Here is a 15494-nt window from a genome sequence, read left to right as displayed (position 1 = left end):
TCTGAGTATTGATTACATTTTCTAGCAACTAGATATGGCACTATGTTACACCTTGCTTCTCAGCTTTTCGGGTCTCTCGTTAGTGTACTAAGTAAACTCTCACATTCTTTATGATTATCGAATAATTGGAAGCTCAGACAAGAAATAGAATTGCGGAAAGCTAAGAAACAAAGTGTCACTCATAGAGATGACATGCAACCCAGTGATGCTTTTCAACTTCACGGAGCTCAGGCCGAACTCTAAAACATTTCTCAGTTGCCCTATGACAGCGAGGAGCATACCTGCATCCATGGATAGAATAAACAGACTCTTCTTCTTTTTCTGGTTCAATGCCTTTAAATTCCCACTTAACGTTCAAATCGGGAACACTTTCAAGGAGCATTTGGGTGTACGGATGAAGTGGATTATGAAAAACCTTCTCAGTATTACCCATTTCAACTATTGTTCCGCGATACATGATAATGGTGGTATCGCTGATGTAGTAGCCCAGAGCTAAATCATGAGTTACAAAAAGAACTGATGTCCCATACTTGTCTCTGAAGTCCCCTACAAGGTTCAACACGTCAATTCTCGTTGATGCATCCAGCATTGAGACAATTTCATCTGCGATGAGCAATTTGGGTTTTAAAAGAAGGGCCCTTGCGATTAGAATTCTCTGCAACTGACCACCGCTTAGCTGATGGGGAAACTTTCCTCTAATTTGATCAGGATTCAGACCAACCTGGAGCAGAGCCTTGTCTATCATTTCGTCTCTTTCATTTTTATCCAGCTCTGGAAAGTAAGAATCGAACACAAAATCAAACACTTTATCGATAGTATGAAGGGGATTAAAGCTCGCGAATGGATCCTGAAAAACAGCCTGAACTCGGCGATAGTAGTATTGTTTAAGCTCTTTTTTCTTCATCTTAATGACATCTCTACCTTCAAAAAGAAGCTTTCCAGATGTTGGCATGAGCAGACGGAGAATAAGTTTGCCTACAGTTGTTTTCCCACTACCACTCTCACCAACGAGAGAGACAATCTCTCCTTCCCGTATGCTGAAGCTAACGTCGTCAACGGCCCTTATTTCGAATCCTCCAATTAGTCCGGAAGTAAAGATTTTGGTTAAATGCTCAACCTTAAGGAGTTCTTTCATTGATTTCCACCTCCAAGAAGGTGACAGGAAGCATAATGATCTCTTCCAACTTCTATGAGTTCAGGTTCAACATGGGGACACTTTTCGAAGGCGTGGGGACAGCGTGTATAAAAGCGACATCCCTTAGGAGGATTGAGAAGACTTATTGGATAGCCAGGAATTCCTCTAAGCTTCTGCTTTTTATACTGAATTCCCAGCCTAGGAAGTGCACTGAGTAGGAGCTGAGTGTATGGATGTGCCGGCTCGTTGATAACTTCCTCCGTTGGACCAATCTCAACTACTTTTCCAGCGTACATTATCATTATCCTGTCAGCAATCTTATCTAGTAGGGCCAAATCATGTGTAACAAATATTATTGACTTGACTATCCCTTCTTCCATGAAATGATGGAGAAGTTCTATTACGACCCTCTGAGTGGTAACGTCTAAGGCAGAGGTTACTTCGTCAGCGATCAAAAGATCCGGGTTCAAGAGTGTCGAGACTACCATTGTTGCCCTCTGTCTCATCCCACCACTCAACTCAACCGGATACATGTTGGCGACTTTAGACGAAAGCTTTACCATCTCCAGTCTCTCACGAAGAATATTTTCTATTTCTTTCCTATTGTTATAACCATGCTCCCTTGCCAAATCCCAAACTATGTCTCGGATTTTCTTGGTTGGATTTAATGCATTCATAGCATATTGGGGAATTATTGAGAGTTCAGTATAGCGGATTTTCTTGGATTCTTTTAGGTCCATAGTCATTAAATCCCGCCCTTTGAATAGAGCCTTTCCTCCTATATGGATCATAGGAGGTTTTCTGAGAATTAGCGAATGAACGAGTGTTGATTTACCACAACCGCTTTCACCGGCTATCCCAAAGACCTCCCCTTTTTTAACTTCGAATGATACTCCATCAACGGCTTTTACATGACCAATGGGTGTTGAGTAGTAAATTTTTAGATCTTCAACGGTGAGCATTGCCATATCATTCCCTCCTAAGACGCGGATTAAAGACTTCATCGAGTCCAGTGTTTATGAAATAAAGGCCTGTTATTAAGATCGCAATTACAAGCCCTGGAGGAATAGCCCACCACCAGTAGCCAAGGGTTATTGCATTCCAGAGAACAGCCTGCTGAAGCATTATCCCAAGAGACATACCCTTGGTAGGTCCAAGCCCTATGAAGTCTAGACCAACGGCAGCAAGAATAGCGCCACCGAATTGAAGAATGAAAACCATAAAGACATAGGAAATAATATTGGGCATTATCTGAGTGAAAATTATTTTAAAATCACTAAGCCCTGAGAGTCGGGCAAGATGAACGAATTCTCGGTTTTTTAAAGAAAGTGTCTGAGCTCTCACAGCTCTTGCTGTCCAAGGCCATGCAGTTAGACCTATTATTATACTCTCGATAGCGACTCCACGGTAAGGAAGATAAGCCGCTATTATGATGAGGAGTGCCATTGTTGGTATTACAAGCATTATGTTCGTAATCATCATGAGAATTTCATCTGTCCAACCACCTTTGTAGCCGGCTATAAAACCTATCAGCAATCCCAAAATAGTAGCAAGACCACCCGCAGTAATACCGACTAGAAAAGAGGATCTCATTCCATATGTTAACTGGGCATATATATCTCTTCCAAAGCTATCAGTACCTAGGTAGTGCGTGACGTTAACTATACCCTCCGGACCATAAACGACGTCCTTTGACATTGGGGGTAGTGAGGGTGTTGTCGGCTTCGAAAACGTTGTGTTTCCAAACTTTATAGGATAGTATCCCATGTTGTCAAAAGGGGTTAAGAGAGGTCCAACGAGTGCTATCAGAGCCATTATGAAGACTATTGTAATCCCAATCTTGAATTTGGGGTTCTTCAGAGCTATTCTGAATGTCTCTCGCATGGACATTCAGGTTCCCTCCTCCGTATAGCTTGTTCTTACCCTTGGATCTATAAGGGCATAGAGAAGATCTATTACAAAGTTCGCAACAAGAACCGTGAGAATTATTACTAAAAACGCTCCTTGAATTAAGAAGTAGTCCTGATTCATAATGCCCTGCATAAGAACGTATCCAATTCCAGGGTACGAAAATACAATCTGAACAGTAACGTTTCCAGCAACAAGAAGACCAAGTTGAATTGCCAGGCCTGTAACCTGAGGAAGCATTGCGTTCTTAAAGGCATGTTTCATCAGGGTTTTTTCACTTGCGCCCAGTGCTTCAAGATACCTTACATAGTCAGCCTCAATTTCATATATTATCATGTTACGCATTCCTATGGCCCATCCCCCGAGTTGAACCATGAAAAGACTCAAAAAGGGTAGAATCCAGTGATAGAGATAGTCTTTTATAAATTCCCAGCTTAAGGAGGGAATTATTCCATAACTGTAAGCTCCCGAAATTGGGAACCATCCAAGCTTGAAAGTGAACACATACGAAAGTAATATAGCAAGCCAGAAGTAAGGTGAGGCCTGAAGAAAATAGAATACAGGCATTAAATAAGTATCGAGTTTCCTATTTTTACCGGCAAGAGCTCCTAACCAGTTACCAACGAACCAACTCGCTACAAGAGCCGGGAAGAGAAGGGCAATATCATATGGAAGGGCCTCCTTTAAGATTTCAGCAACAGGCTTGGGATAGTAGTATATGCTCACACCAAGATCCCCATGGAGGACAGCGTTCCAGAAAGAGAGATATTGTTCCCATAGGGGTTTGTTTAATCCAAATGCCTGCATGAAATAACTGTGAAGATACTTTGCTGCCTCGGGGAGTGTGGCAAACCTTGAGAGAAGAACAGCTATTGGATCTCCTGGCATGGCTCTGGGGATTATAAAGTCTATTGTAACCGCAAAGAAAAACGTAAGTATGTATATGATTGTCTTCCTAAGGAGATATCTCTTTATTCCGGACATCATGTCCCCTCCAGGATATCAAAAAGGAGGAAAAAGAAAGTCATTTTCTGCGTTTTCTCAGGAGCAATGGCACAATGGCAAGTCCAACAAGTAAGGCTGGTCCACAGATTTTGGTACCGCCAGTGCTCGTCGTTGAAGTTGGTTGTGTCGTGGTAGATGAAGATGACGCTGAAGTCGAAGGTACAGGAGACTGAGATGAAGTTGCGGGAGTAGATGATGTCGAAGTACTCGTGGCGGGCTTTATGTTGAGGAGTACCTTAAGACCACCCATCTGCCAGTAGTTCTGCCAAGTTATTGGCAACGCGTATGGGTTATGCTCGGTAGGCCAGTTGGTCCAGTACTGAGGACTAGCCTCAAACCATGCACCGTTATAAATAAGAGGTATGTACGGCAGGTCCTTGAGGAATATTACCTGTAGCTCGTGATAATATTGGATCTTCTTGTTCTCATCACGTTCGGTATTTATAAGTCTCAAAAGCTCAGTGACGCGTTCATTTTTGTAACGACCCCAGTTTCCAGAGTATGTTGCCTTTCCAATTGGAGCAACGTTTGGATCAAGAACCCAATTGAACCACTGCCAGGGTGTAGCGTACACTTGGCTTCCAAAGTTGTTTATGGCCATGTCAAATTCACCTTTCGTTATATCGTCCCAATACTTACCATAATCTGGGAACTTCGGATCAACTCTAATGCCTACCATTTGTAGGTTCTCGCTTATGATTCTGGCCATTTCCATCCAGTCCGTCCACCCGTAGGGAACTTCAATAGTGAACCTAAGAGGTTTTCCGTCAGGAGTTTCTCTGTAGCCGTCGCCGTTTATGTCCTTGTATCCCAGCTTGTCAAGTATCTTCTTGGCTTCTTCAGGATTGTAACTGAACCCATACTCCTTAACAGCTTCAGGATAGTATATCTTCTTAAAGACAGGGTAGTCTATCAGAAGACCTGTGGGGTTAGCAGGTTTGACTTGATTCTGTGAAGCCCTTGCCGCTATTTCCTCGGGGTTTATTGCATATGCAATGGCACGCCTAAACTCTGGGTTGTTAAGTGGGGTTTTCTGGTTGTTCAGGAACAGAAATGCAGTGTTTATTGGGAGGTGGTACGGAGGTTTATCAAACCATGTCACTATCCCATACTTAGACTTTACATCAGGGATTCCCGGAATAAAGAAGTTACTCCAGTCAAGGTCACCCTTGACGAGCATTGAGAGAGCAAGGTTGTTGCTATAGACTATAACATACACTATGTATTTTGGAGCGGGCTTTCCATAGTACTTTATTCCCCACCAGTTGTCATTTCTTACTAAGATAAATCTCATCTGATCAGTCTTATAGAGCTTGTACATACCTGATCCAATAGGATTTTCAGTATTTGCAAAGCTTTCTGGTTTGTCAATGTTCTTCCAGATGTGCTCAGGAATAATTGCAACATTATAAATCCAATACTTCCACTCCTCATAGTGGGGCTCGCTAAAAATGAAATCTACTGTTCTATTATCAACGACTTTTACCTCCTTCAGCCATCCCCATATGGAAGAATAACTAAGACCTTTGTGCTCTTTAGCATAGTCAAAGGTAAATTTTACATCTTCCGCTGTTAAAGGCTTCCCATCTTGCCAAGTTAGTCCTTTCTTAAGGACTACCCGATAGGTGTTATTGGATATCCACTTACCGCTTTCGGCAAGCCACGGTTCAAGCTGATCCTTGAGTGGATCGTATAGGAAAAGCGTTTCGTAGATCAAACCTATAGTTCCCGTTACAGCTGCCCAGCTTACAGTTGGATTAAAGTTATTTGGTTGACTCCATAAACCTCCCCCAACGTAAAGTGTTTCATCGCGTGGAAGCTGGGTTTGTGCAACAACTTCATGGGGTTGGCCAAAAATGCTTAAAGCAAACATCACAACAATTATGGCCACTAGTGGTTTTTTCATACGTTGCACCTCCAAGATGTGCATCAGCGTAATATAATCAGGTAACATTATTTATAAGTTTTGCTATATTTTATAATCAAGGACCCAATTTTTATAAAGTTAAGAAATATTTATAAAGATTGGATCATTTTTATAACATGTGAAAACGTCCGGAGGTAGACTTCATGTTTCCAGAAGACTTTTATTGGGGTGTTTCTCAATCTGGATTTCAGTTTGAGATGGGAGACAAATATAGAAGGCATATAGACGCTAATACTGACTGGTGGCACTGGGTTAGAGACAAGATAAACATTGAAAAGGGGCTCGTTAGTGGTGATCTACCAGAAGAGGGTATCAATAATTATGAACTCTATGAAACTGACCATGAGATTGCAAAAAACATGGGTCTCAACACTTATCGAATAGGGATCGAATGGAGCAGGATATTTCCCTGGCCAACTACACACATTGATACCGAATACTCCATGGACACCTCCTATGATTTGATAAAGGACATTAAAATAAGTAAAGAAACTCTAAGAGAACTTGATGAAATTGCAAACCAGAGGGAAGTTTTCTACTACAGAAAAGTCATTACAAGCCTCCGAGAAAAAGGGTTTAAAGTCATTGTAAACCTTAATCATTTTACATTGCCCTATTGGCTTCATGACCCAATAACTGCAAGAGAAAAGGCATTGACAAACAATAGAAATGGGTGGGTAAATAAAAGATCTGTAATCGAGTTTGCAAAATTTGCTGCATATATAGCGTATAAATTTGGAGATATAGTTGATATGTGGAGCACCTTCAACGAGCCGATGGTTGTCGTTGAGTTGGGTTATCTTGCACCATATTCCGGTTTTCCCCCAGGGGTTATGAACCCAGAAGCTGTTAAGCTAGCGATACTGAACATGATTAATGCTCATGTCCTAGGGTATAAAATGATAAAAAAATTCGACAGGAAAAAAGCCGACAAAGATTCAAAAGAAAAAGCCGATGTTGGTATAATATACAACAATATTGGAGTTGCATATCCAGAAAATCCCAAAGATAAAAAAGACGTTGAAGCAGCAGAGAACGATAACTTCTTTCACAGTAGACTCTTCCTAGAAGCAATAACCTGGGGAAAACTGAACATAGAATTCGATGGGGAAACCTTTGTTAAATTGCCGTACTTAAAGGGCAACGACTGGATTGGAATAAACTACTACACGAGGGAAGTCGTTAAATGGCAAGATCCAAAATTTCCAATGCTCCCTTTAATCTCCTTCAAAGGAGTTCCTGGGTACGGATATGCATGTAGACCGGGCATGTCCTCTAAATCCGGAAGGCCCGTAAGCGATATAGGATGGGAAATCTATCCCGAAGGAATATACGATTCCATTGTTGAGGCCGAGAGATATGGACTTCCACTCTACATCACTGAAAACGGGGTAGCTGACTCCAAGGACGTGTTGAGACCATATTATATTGCCTCTCACCTAGCCATGGTTGAAAAGGCCCTTGAGGAAGGACATGAAGTCAAAGGATATCTCCACTGGGCCTTAACGGACAACTACGAGTGGCCCCTTGGATTCAGAATGCGTTTTGGCCTTTATGAGGTAAACTTAATAACAAAAGAAAGAAAACCGAGAAAGAGAAGTGTGGAAATTTTCAAAAAGATAATATTCGGGGAAACAACAAAAGGACTTGCCGAAGAGTTTAAAGTTGGGCAGGGGGGATAACAATGAAAACCATAGCCGTTGACGAGGAAACTTGGAAAGCTATAAAACAGCTCAAAGCCAAGCTTGATGCGAAATCATACACAGAAGTTTTGAAAAAACTCATAGAGGTTTGGCATTCGGTTGAACTTGACTTAAAGGCTGAGAAGATCGTTGTCGACGATGACAAAGCCGACATGATAATATCACTACTTGAAGACTCAGAGTAATTGTGGGGGAGGGTTTAGTTTGAGAATGCTCCCAGAGAAAATAGCACTCGACCCCATATCTTTCCTAAAACTAACGCGAAAGCAAAACAAAGAGATACTAGAGTTTATTTTAGCAGAATTCCAAGTGTACTTACCAGTTCCTGCTGTAAGCTCGTATCTTATAACAAAAATTGCACTAGGGAAAGATATTGAAGAAGAACTAAAGATACTCAGGGAAGTTTTTAACATAGTAGAGACATCAGATGATCTCATGAAAAAAATGGCAGAACTAGGCGGTGCCCTTGTGCAAAAAGGCATTGCTCCAAACTTTTCAGATTTAATAGTCGTGGCATCAGCACTCCTGACGGAGTCCCTTCTTGTCGTAAACGATAAACATGTAAAAAAGTATGAAATATTTTCTAAGTATGGTTTGGATTTTATAAGCTATACTAAGTTTCTTGAGGAAATAGAAAGTTTTGTAGAGGAAGAGGCAAGGAAAGTCGTGAAATAGAAACACGTTAATTATCATAAATCATCGAATACACCTCCTCCAGCGACAGCTCGTTGCGCTTTATCTCCTCAACGGCTACTCCCTCTCCGACCAGAAGTTCGTTAACCTCGGAGGGTTCGGCGTTTTCGACGAGTATGTAACCCTTGGAGAGCTTTAATGTGTAACCACCCTTCTCAAGAACAGCCAGAGCCTTTTCCAGTTCCCCAACTTTAACTAGAACTCCCTTCGCCGGAACGCTCTTTCTAAACTCATCAAGGGTCCCTGAAAACAGCACTTGCCCCTTCCTTATTATGGTAACCTTCCTGCAGACCTCATCAACGTCGCCGAGTATGTGAGTCGAAAAGAGAACGGAAGCGTTGTTTTTCCTCGCGTAGTCTTTGAGAAAGCGCTTGAACCTCAGCCTCCACTCCGGGTCGAGGCCCTTCGTCGGCTCGTCCAGAATTAAAACCTCGGGACTTCCGAGAAAGGTTCTCGCCATCGCAACCCGCCTTTGAGTTCCACTTGAAAGGGTGGAAACCTTCTTTTTGGAGTATTCCTCAAGTTCAAAAAATTCCAGAAGGTCTCTAAGCTCCCTTTCATCGAAAACCCCCTTCAGCAGGGCGTAGCGCCTTAGATTGTCCCATACCGAAAGGTTCGGGTAGAGGAGGTCATACTCCGGGAGATAGCCAATCCTCGCCCTTATCTCGGGATTCCTGAGAGGGCTAAGGCCAAGAACTTCAACCCTCCCCGAGTCGGGCACGAGAAGGCCGAGGATAAGCCGGAACGTAGTTGTTTTGCCCGCCCCGTTGTGGCCGAGGTAGGCGTGAATCTCGCCCGGTTTTACGGTCAAGCTTATCCCCCTAAGGACTTCCCTTCCGTTAATGGTCTTTCTCACGTCCTCAAGGACTATCATACGACCACCTCAGACGAGCAGTATTCTCTCGGCGAGCCGGTCGCCGAGGAATCTTAAGATTAGAAGCGATGGAATCAAAACCCCAACAGAGAGGACTAAAGAAATTAGGAGAGCGAGCTTTAGAGACAGAACGTTTCCAAAGTACTTCTGGACGTAGAAGGGAACAATAAAGGCGACGAATCCTATCCTGACTTTGACTGCGTTGAACCACCCCGAATGAATGAGGAGCGTTGTCAGAATCACAAAAAAGGTGAACGTGAGGAGCAGGGGAATTGAAATCAGCAGGCCGAGGAACATAAGCGTTAAAGGAATACTAGCCCCGCTGTAATGGGCCAGAAAAAATCCGGCTAGAATTCCTATAAGTATTCCGGCGACCTCTATTATGAACCCGGCCATCGTTTTGAGGAGTAGAAGGCGCGCGGGAGGAAACGGGAGCGAGAGGAGGAGTTCATGAATGCCCAAGAGCTTCTCTCTAAAGACTGCCCCGCTGAAGAAGAGCGAGAACACGATGGCGAGTGAAACGCTCGCTATTCCAACAATCGTTTCTCCTGAAACTGGAACCCAGCTAGACAGCCAGTATACTGTGGCCGTTAACCAGAGGATTGAAATAAGGTTGAGCCCAATATGCTTCGCGGTGAATTTGACCTCCTCCCAGAGCTGGGCTCGGGCCAGTTTCATAGTCTCGCCTCCAGATTCAGACGCTTTTGGTTTGTCTCTCCCGTATTTATGCCTTTCAGGAACTCAAGGTTGAGAAACTGAAGTTTTATAGATGCGAGAACGCGCTGGATTCCACCATACCAAAAACCTTCACGTAAACGAGAGCAAGGAGAACGAACACAGGGATCATGAGGACAAAACTTCCGGCGAGTCCAGAAAAGTCCACCAGCCTGCCAATCAGGGCGTAGAATACGGCACCAACGGAGGCGGAAATGCTCATTCTCGTCGAAATTATCGTACTGCGGTACTCGTTGGGAACGGCTTCGTTGATTAAGAGAGTGTATCCGGTGAAATAAACAGCCTCCCCAAGGGAGTAGAAAGCCAGTGCCAGAACTCCGACAATTTCAGCGCTCACGCCAGCGAATAGAAGATAAGAGAGTAGCATTAGGGAAATTGAAATCTTAAAAAGCAAAGCGTGCGACTTCTCTTTTTTTCCAATTCCAATCCAGAGGATCAGGAACCCTGCCAAGATTCCCATCGCAGATTTTAGGGAGTAGAGCGGGCCAAGAGTTTCCACCTTGAGGCTGAGAACGCCGGTAAAATACAGTTGCCACACGTATAGAAAATGCAAGTGAGGAAGAGTGAAGAGCATGTCTGCAATGAAGAGATAGCGCAGAATTGGACTTCTGAGGACCAACGAAATTCCCTCCCTGACTATCGCCAAGACGCCCTTTTCTCTAGTTCCCCAGTTCTCGTTGAGGAGGAGAATTGCAAGAAATGCCCCAAAGAAATTTAAGATGGCCGCAACGTAGAAAACACTCCTCATTCCACCGAAAGCAACTATTATGGCAGTAATGAGACCAATCAGGAGCGAGTTCGCACTGTTTATTGATCTAAGCAATCCGTAGGCCTTTCTAGCCTCCTCTCTCCCTAAGTTCTGAGCTTTAATCTCCGTGAAGTACCAAGCCTGAAGCGTGCCCGACAGGAGGGAAGACCCAAGGGCGGCAAGACCGTAGGCCACGGCACATGCGAGGAATCCGTGGGAAGCACCAATTAGGGCCATGCTGAGGCCGTAAAGAAGCAGGCCGAGGGTGAGGATTTTCCTCCTTCCATACTTGTCCGCGATTCCACCTGTGAAGACGTCGGTAGTGAACATGATGAGAAGATAGAGCGAGTAAAGATAACCAACCTGCGAATAGTTCAGGCCGAGAAAGTCCTTGAAATAAACGGTAAGAACCGGCGTTATGACGTTCCTGCTGTAGAAGATGATAACACTAACTAAAATCATTCTCCATGAGACGGGACTCAATGATTTGAAAGAGCGAAGGGAAAAGGAAATAGAACCACCTCCTTCCGAACAAGTGGCGTGGAAAACCTGAACTCGTCAGGATTTAAAACTTTCCAAACATCTGAGTTGGCAACCAAGCGTTAAAAAGCTAAAAGACAATAAGAGCAGAAAAGAAATCAGAATCCCGGAATCCTTATTGGGGCCTGAAGCTCCTTCTCGTTCTTCTCAAGGTTCGTCGCGAGCATCTGAATTCTTTCCACGCCGTGGATTTCCCTTATGAACTCAGCGACGCTCTTTGGCACAAGCTCCTCCCAGGGTTCACCTTCAATCATGCGCCGCCTTATTTCTGTTGCCGAAAGAATGTCCTTCCTGAACATGGGCTGAACTATCACATCGTAGCCCTTCTCGCGGAAGAGCTGGGCAACCAGAGAGTTACCGGTGAAGACCACGTCAAACCGTGGAACCATGCTGACCACGTAGGTCGCCCAGATGGCGTTGAAGTTAATGTCCGGGAGGGGAATCAGGTAGTAGCGCTTCTTTACACCTGCCTCGTCCAGAGCCCTTATCAGCATCTCCATTCTTTCGCTTGTCGTGAAGGGATTTTTCAGGGTATGGCTCGCCTGAGCACTTCCGATGCCGATGATAACTTCCTCAGCCTGGGAAAAGACAAACTCAAGGGCCTTGATGTGGCCGTTGTGAACCGGCTGGAAACGACCGACGAATAGGGCGCGCTTAACCATCGGTTTCACCCCCTTCAGATTTTTGAACAAGCCTAACCCTGACCTCGTCCCCGACCTTCAGCCCGAGCCTCTCAGATGCAGAACCCTGGTTCACCGCTATCTCAAGGTAGTCGTGGCTTCCGGGCAAGGCCAAAAGCTCTCCGGGTTTAACCTGACCGTAGGTATCGAGATATGGAATTCTGAGGCCCAAATCCGGAAGCTCAACGGCTTTCGGCCTTTCGTAGTTTTCAAGGTTCAGGATAACGTTCCCGAAGTCGTCAACGTAGATTACCCCGAGTAGCCAGAGGTCACCTTCCCTTCTCGGCTCCAAATCGAGTTTAACGAGGGAAGTGAGAGGAATCTCCTCGGCGAACTCCTCCGGGGAAACTCCCTTCTCGATTAGCGCCCCAGCGGGTCCAAAGACGTCCCTGCCATGGAAGGTCGAGCTTATCCTCCACCCTGTGAAGCGTTTAATCCTTTTGAGGTCTATCTCCCAAGCCCTTCTGGGATTTATGTGCTTCATCGGAAGAGTGGCCAACCCGTTGTCCGGGACGACGAGCCACTGGTCGCCCTCTATGACTACCGCCCTCCTCTCGGTTCCAACGCCCGGGTCTATAACTCCAACGTGAACGGTTCCGGGAGGGGAGTACTTGACCACCTGTTCCATGACGAATGAGCCCTCAATTATTGAGTGCCTCGTTACGGCGTGGGTCACATCAACGAGCTTCGCCTCCGGGTTCACCCTGAGCATCGCGACCTTCATCTCCCCAACGTAAGGACCCTTAAGTCCGAAGTCCGTCGTGAGCGTTATCATCGCCACCACCCAAAGTTTAATTAACCAGGTATACTTTAAAGGGTTTGGAGATGAAGGTGAGAAAAACCGCCGTCCTTCTGGCACTGGCGTTTATGGTCTTCGCATCGGGTTGCCTCGTAAAGCCACCGGCAAAGGTTACATTTTCGATAGACAAAACGGTTGTACCACCCGGGGGAACGTTCCACATAATAGTAACCGTCAACAACACTGGAAAGGTCGGACTGGTGGGAGCGACCCTAATTATCAGCAATCCTAACTTTCAAATAGTCCAAGAACCGAGGTTTCCGTCTATTCTGAAGGTTGGTCAATCGACTCAGCTCGTCTGGATAATCAGGGCTCCCTCAAAGCCTGGGATATACACATTTCAGGTCTCACTGGAGCTCAGAGATGAACTCAAGAGAACGTGGACTGGCTTTTACGGTCACTTCAGGATAACTGTCTCAAACGAAGAAAACGTCCCCATAAAGCTGTTTCTAAATGTAACAGCACCCAAGAGGGTCTTTGGTGGAAAAGAGATACCCGTAACCGTGAGAATAACAAACGAATATAGTGAAGACATCGAAGTTCTGAACATAAGCTTTATTCCCCTGCCGGGAATGAACATTACCGGAGTCGCCACTCCCCCGAAGATTATCCCTGCCAATCAGAACGTTACCTTAAGGTACACCTTTAGAGCGCCCTATGCATATCGCGATGGGTTTGTATCAATTCTCCTCAAGTATCGCATCGGGACTGCAGAAAAGAGCATTGCCAAGAGCTTTAGAATTACCGTTATATGGCAACCGTGGAACGCAAATACTGAAGACCTGAAGAGGGCCTACGGCGAAAACTACGTCTGGCTAACCTACACTCATGTAGTTGACAGATACTGGGAGGAGAAATACAACTCGAGCTCTGCCTTCAACACCACCGCCTTCAAACCGGCCACACTGACGATAATAGGAAACGCAAGCTCCGAGTATCAGGCGGCACTTGAGATATACAAGTGGATTAGGGCAGTGTATAACTTCACAGGCAACACAACAACCCTAACCCCGAAGGAACTCCTGAGAATGGAGTCAATAAGTCCAAAAGAGGCACAGATACTCACGACAGCAATGCTCAGGTCAATAGATATTCCAGCAAGGATCGTAAGCCTTTACGATGGTAAGGACTGCACAATTCGCCCAATTACGGAATTTTATACTGAAGACGGCTGGTATGTCATTGATTTTAGGCATGGCTTCATAGGAACCTTAGACGAGTACCTGGCAAGTCCTTACTTCCCGAGGGTCTACCAGCTCGTAACAAACAGGGGTTACAGTCTCGTGGCCCTTAAATACGGACCCCAGCTTCACAGCCACGTTGACGTTACCAGCCAGTTCACGAGCGACCTTGAGGACAGGCTCCTCACCACTATTATGAGGAGGGTTCAGCCATCTCTTCGGTCAAAACTCGACCTTATCCTCAACGGTCTGAACGAGCAGGAAAAACTCTACGCGCTCTTCCTCTTTGCATCGGCACCCAACGATGCCGAGCTTAACAAAGTTCTTTCTGAGTGGAGCGTCGATAGAATCCAGAAAAACATAAAAGTCATGTACGAGTTCTACAGGGACGTGCAGTGGCGCGATGACTTCACATACTACTGGAGGGTTTTCACGGGTGAGGTGTGATGATAGCGGTGCTTAGACTCGGCCACAGGCCGGAGAGGGACAAACGAATTACCACCCATGTCGCTTTGACTGCGAGGGCCTTTGGGGCCGAGAAGATAATAATCGCCGCCGAGGAGGACGAGCACGTTAAGGAGAGCGTTGAAGACGTTGTAAAACGCTGGGGAGGGCCTTTTGAGATAGAGTTCAACCCCAGCTGGAAGAAGATCCTAAAGGAGTGGCGCGAGAAGGGGATAATCGTTCACCTGACGATGTACGGAATTCACGTTGACGACGCGATGCCCAAGCTGAAGGAAGAGCTCAAGGCCGGAAAGAACATTCTGGTTGTTGTCGGCGCCGAAAAAGTGCCTAGAGAGGTTTACGAGCTCGCCCACTACAACGTTGCGATAGGAAACCAGCCCCACAGCGAGGTTGCCGCGTTGGCGGTCTTCCTCGACAGGCTCCTTGACGGCGAAGGCCTGAGGAAGGAGTTCAAAGGGGCAAAGCTCAGGATAATCCCACAGGAAAGGGGAAAGAAGGTAATCCAGCTCGACGAGGGGAGGTAAATGGTTCTCAACAGGTACCGCGAGAGTGTCAGGGGTTATCTTGAGGCGATAGTTAAGCCCCTCGCTAGAGCAGGCCTCACACCGAACGCAGTTACGGTAATAGGGCTTGTGCTCAGCCTTTTCTCGGCATACCTCTACTACCTCCGCGAGCCGAGGTTAGCCGGTTTAGTCCTTCTAATCGGTTCCCTTGTTGATGCCCTCGACGGAACGCTGGCGAGATTAACTGGAAAGACCAGCCGTTTTGGTGCCTTCTTGGATTCTACCTTTGACAGGATAAGCGACGGAGCAATACTGTTTGGAATCGCCCTCGGTTCCCTTGTGGACTGGAGAGTTGCTTTTTTGACCTTCATGGGGAGCTATTTGGTGAGCTACGAGCGTTGCAGGGCAGAGTTGGCTGGCTCTGGAAAGCTGGCAGTTGGCATAGCAGAGAGGGCCGAGAGGCTGATAATCCTGATGGTCTTCTCATTCCTTGGGGCCAGATACGTTGAGTACGGCGTTTACATAGTCGGAATCCTCGCGTGGATAACGGTCGTTCAGAGGTTCTACGTTGCATACCAGAGGCTGAAGTGAAAAAGAG

At 45.6% G+C, this 15494-nt stretch carries 16 protein-coding genes; 6 read left to right on the top strand and 10 right to left on the bottom strand.

Features of this window, described 5'->3' with window-relative positions:
• Positions 1-175 precede the first annotated feature (175 nt).
• From MVG27_RS09385 to MVG27_RS09365, 5 genes are read right to left on the bottom strand one after another with little or no spacing between them, the layout of a single operon-like run.
• Positions 176-1135, bottom strand: a complete 960-nt coding sequence (locus MVG27_RS09385; RefSeq protein ID WP_297549515.1) for an ABC transporter ATP-binding protein — start codon at positions 1133-1135, stop codon at positions 176-178.
• Positions 1132-2103, bottom strand: a complete 972-nt coding sequence (locus tag MVG27_RS09380; RefSeq protein ID WP_297549517.1) for an ABC transporter ATP-binding protein — start codon at positions 2101-2103, stop codon at positions 1132-1134. The genes MVG27_RS09385 and MVG27_RS09380 overlap by 4 nt, the downstream gene beginning before the upstream one ends.
• 1 nt (position 2104) lies before the next feature.
• Entirely contained in the window at positions 2105-3025 is a 921-nt protein-coding gene (locus MVG27_RS09375) for an ABC transporter permease (RefSeq protein ID WP_297549519.1), read from the bottom strand.
• Positions 3026-4030 (bottom strand): ABC transporter permease, encoded by a 1005-nt coding sequence (locus tag MVG27_RS09370; protein ID WP_297549521.1) that lies wholly within the window; start codon positions 4028-4030, stop codon positions 3026-3028.
• 37 nt (positions 4031-4067) lie between these two features.
• Positions 4068-5978 (bottom strand): ABC transporter substrate-binding protein, encoded by a 1911-nt coding sequence (locus MVG27_RS09365; protein WP_297549523.1) that lies wholly within the window; start codon positions 5976-5978, stop codon positions 4068-4070.
• 140 nt (positions 5979-6118) lie between these two features.
• On the opposite strand from MVG27_RS09365, the gene bgaS reads away from it, so the two are divergent.
• The 3 genes from bgaS to MVG27_RS09350 are packed head-to-tail and all read left to right on the top strand — an operon-like array spanning position 6119 to position 8353.
• Positions 6119-7657 (top strand): beta-galactosidase BgaS, encoded by a 1539-nt coding sequence (bgaS, locus tag MVG27_RS09360; protein ID WP_297549525.1) that lies wholly within the window; start codon positions 6119-6121, stop codon positions 7655-7657.
• 2 nt (positions 7658-7659) lie between these two features.
• Positions 7660-7863 carry a hypothetical protein gene (locus MVG27_RS09355; RefSeq protein ID WP_297549527.1) on the top strand — a complete coding sequence of 68 codons (204 nt, stop codon included), beginning with the start codon at positions 7660-7662 and terminating at the stop codon, positions 7861-7863.
• Positions 7864-7888: 25 nt separating this feature from the next.
• Entirely contained in the window at positions 7889-8353 is a 465-nt protein-coding gene (locus MVG27_RS09350) for a type II toxin-antitoxin system VapC family toxin (RefSeq protein WP_297549573.1), read from the top strand.
• A 7-nt stretch (positions 8354-8360) separates the two neighbouring features.
• Here the strand turns inward: MVG27_RS09350 and MVG27_RS09345 are convergent, their stop codons facing one another.
• The 5 genes from MVG27_RS09345 to MVG27_RS09325 form a co-directional block, all read right to left on the bottom strand.
• Positions 8361-9245 carry an ABC transporter ATP-binding protein gene (locus MVG27_RS09345; protein WP_297549529.1) on the bottom strand — a complete coding sequence of 295 codons (885 nt, stop codon included), beginning with the start codon at positions 9243-9245 and terminating at the stop codon, positions 8361-8363.
• A 9-nt stretch (positions 9246-9254) separates the two neighbouring features.
• On the bottom strand, positions 9255-9923 hold the full coding sequence (locus MVG27_RS09340; protein WP_297549531.1) for a hypothetical protein: 669 nt from the start codon (positions 9921-9923) through the stop codon (positions 9255-9257).
• A gap of 85 nt (positions 9924-10008) precedes the next feature.
• Positions 10009-11190: an MFS transporter gene (locus MVG27_RS09335; protein WP_297549533.1), complete on the bottom strand. Its 1182-nt coding sequence runs from the start codon at positions 11188-11190 to the stop codon at positions 10009-10011.
• A gap of 176 nt (positions 11191-11366) precedes the next feature.
• Positions 11367-11930 (bottom strand): nicotinamide-nucleotide adenylyltransferase, encoded by a 564-nt coding sequence (locus tag MVG27_RS09330; RefSeq protein WP_297549536.1) that lies wholly within the window; start codon positions 11928-11930, stop codon positions 11367-11369.
• Positions 11923-12723, bottom strand: coding sequence for an S-adenosyl-l-methionine hydroxide adenosyltransferase family protein (locus MVG27_RS09325; protein ID WP_297549575.1), 801 nt, complete (start codon positions 12721-12723; stop codon positions 11923-11925). Before MVG27_RS09325 ends, MVG27_RS09330 begins: the two co-directional genes overlap by 8 nt.
• Positions 12724-12773: 50 nt before the next feature.
• Between MVG27_RS09325 and MVG27_RS09320 the strand changes: the two genes are divergently transcribed.
• The 3 genes from MVG27_RS09320 to pgsA are packed head-to-tail and all read left to right on the top strand — an operon-like array spanning position 12774 to position 15487.
• Positions 12774-14375, top strand: coding sequence for a transglutaminase-like domain-containing protein (locus MVG27_RS09320; protein ID WP_297549577.1), 1602 nt, complete (start codon positions 12774-12776; stop codon positions 14373-14375).
• Positions 14375-14917 (top strand): tRNA (cytidine(56)-2'-O)-methyltransferase, encoded by a 543-nt coding sequence (locus tag MVG27_RS09315; RefSeq protein WP_297549538.1) that lies wholly within the window; start codon positions 14375-14377, stop codon positions 14915-14917. Before MVG27_RS09320 ends, MVG27_RS09315 begins: the two co-directional genes overlap by 1 nt.
• On the top strand, positions 14918-15487 hold the full coding sequence (pgsA, locus tag MVG27_RS09310; protein ID WP_297549540.1) for an archaetidylinositol phosphate synthase: 570 nt from the start codon (positions 14918-14920) through the stop codon (positions 15485-15487).
• Positions 15488-15494 lie beyond the last annotated feature (7 nt).

The organism is Thermococcus sp., from assembly GCF_027011145.1.
Taxonomy (GTDB): Archaea; Methanobacteriota_B; Thermococci; order Thermococcales; family Thermococcaceae; genus Thermococcus.
The sequence above is the reverse complement of the archived record's forward strand: the minus strand, read 5'-3'. Positions and strand labels throughout refer to the sequence as shown.

What these genes read in the sequence shown, in the direction of transcription:
- MVG27_RS09385 (WP_297549515.1), bottom strand. Translation starts at nt 1,135, where the DNA reads ATGAAAGAACTCCTTAAGGTTGAGCATTTAACCAAAATCTTTACTTCC.
- MVG27_RS09380 (WP_297549517.1), bottom strand. Translation starts at nt 2,103, where the DNA reads ATGGCAATGCTCACCGTTGAAGATCTAAAAATTTACTACTCAACACCC.
- MVG27_RS09375 (WP_297549519.1), bottom strand. Translation starts at nt 3,025, where the DNA reads ATGTCCATGCGAGAGACATTCAGAATAGCTCTGAAGAACCCCAAATTC.
- MVG27_RS09370 (WP_297549521.1), bottom strand. Translation starts at nt 4,030, where the DNA reads ATGATGTCCGGAATAAAGAGATATCTCCTTAGGAAGACAATCATATAC.
- MVG27_RS09365 (WP_297549523.1), bottom strand. Translation starts at nt 5,978, where the DNA reads ATGCACATCTTGGAGGTGCAACGTATGAAAAAACCACTAGTGGCCATA.
- bgaS (WP_297549525.1), top strand. Translation starts at nt 6,119, where the DNA reads ATGTTTCCAGAAGACTTTTATTGGGGTGTTTCTCAATCTGGATTTCAG.
- MVG27_RS09355 (WP_297549527.1), top strand. Translation starts at nt 7,660, where the DNA reads ATGAAAACCATAGCCGTTGACGAGGAAACTTGGAAAGCTATAAAACAG.
- MVG27_RS09350 (WP_297549573.1), top strand. Translation starts at nt 7,889, where the DNA reads ATGCTCCCAGAGAAAATAGCACTCGACCCCATATCTTTCCTAAAACTA.
- MVG27_RS09345 (WP_297549529.1), bottom strand. Translation starts at nt 9,245, where the DNA reads ATGATAGTCCTTGAGGACGTGAGAAAGACCATTAACGGAAGGGAAGTC.
- MVG27_RS09340 (WP_297549531.1), bottom strand. Translation starts at nt 9,923, where the DNA reads ATGAAACTGGCCCGAGCCCAGCTCTGGGAGGAGGTCAAATTCACCGCG.
- MVG27_RS09335 (WP_297549533.1), bottom strand. Translation starts at nt 11,190, where the DNA reads ATGATTTTAGTTAGTGTTATCATCTTCTACAGCAGGAACGTCATAACG.
- MVG27_RS09330 (WP_297549536.1), bottom strand. Translation starts at nt 11,930, where the DNA reads ATGGTTAAGCGCGCCCTATTCGTCGGTCGTTTCCAGCCGGTTCACAAC.
- MVG27_RS09325 (WP_297549575.1), bottom strand. Translation starts at nt 12,723, where the DNA reads ATGATAACGCTCACGACGGACTTCGGACTTAAGGGTCCTTACGTTGGG.
- MVG27_RS09320 (WP_297549577.1), top strand. Translation starts at nt 12,774, where the DNA reads ATGAAGGTGAGAAAAACCGCCGTCCTTCTGGCACTGGCGTTTATGGTC.
- MVG27_RS09315 (WP_297549538.1), top strand. Translation starts at nt 14,375, where the DNA reads ATGATAGCGGTGCTTAGACTCGGCCACAGGCCGGAGAGGGACAAACGA.
- pgsA (WP_297549540.1), top strand. Translation starts at nt 14,918, where the DNA reads ATGGTTCTCAACAGGTACCGCGAGAGTGTCAGGGGTTATCTTGAGGCG.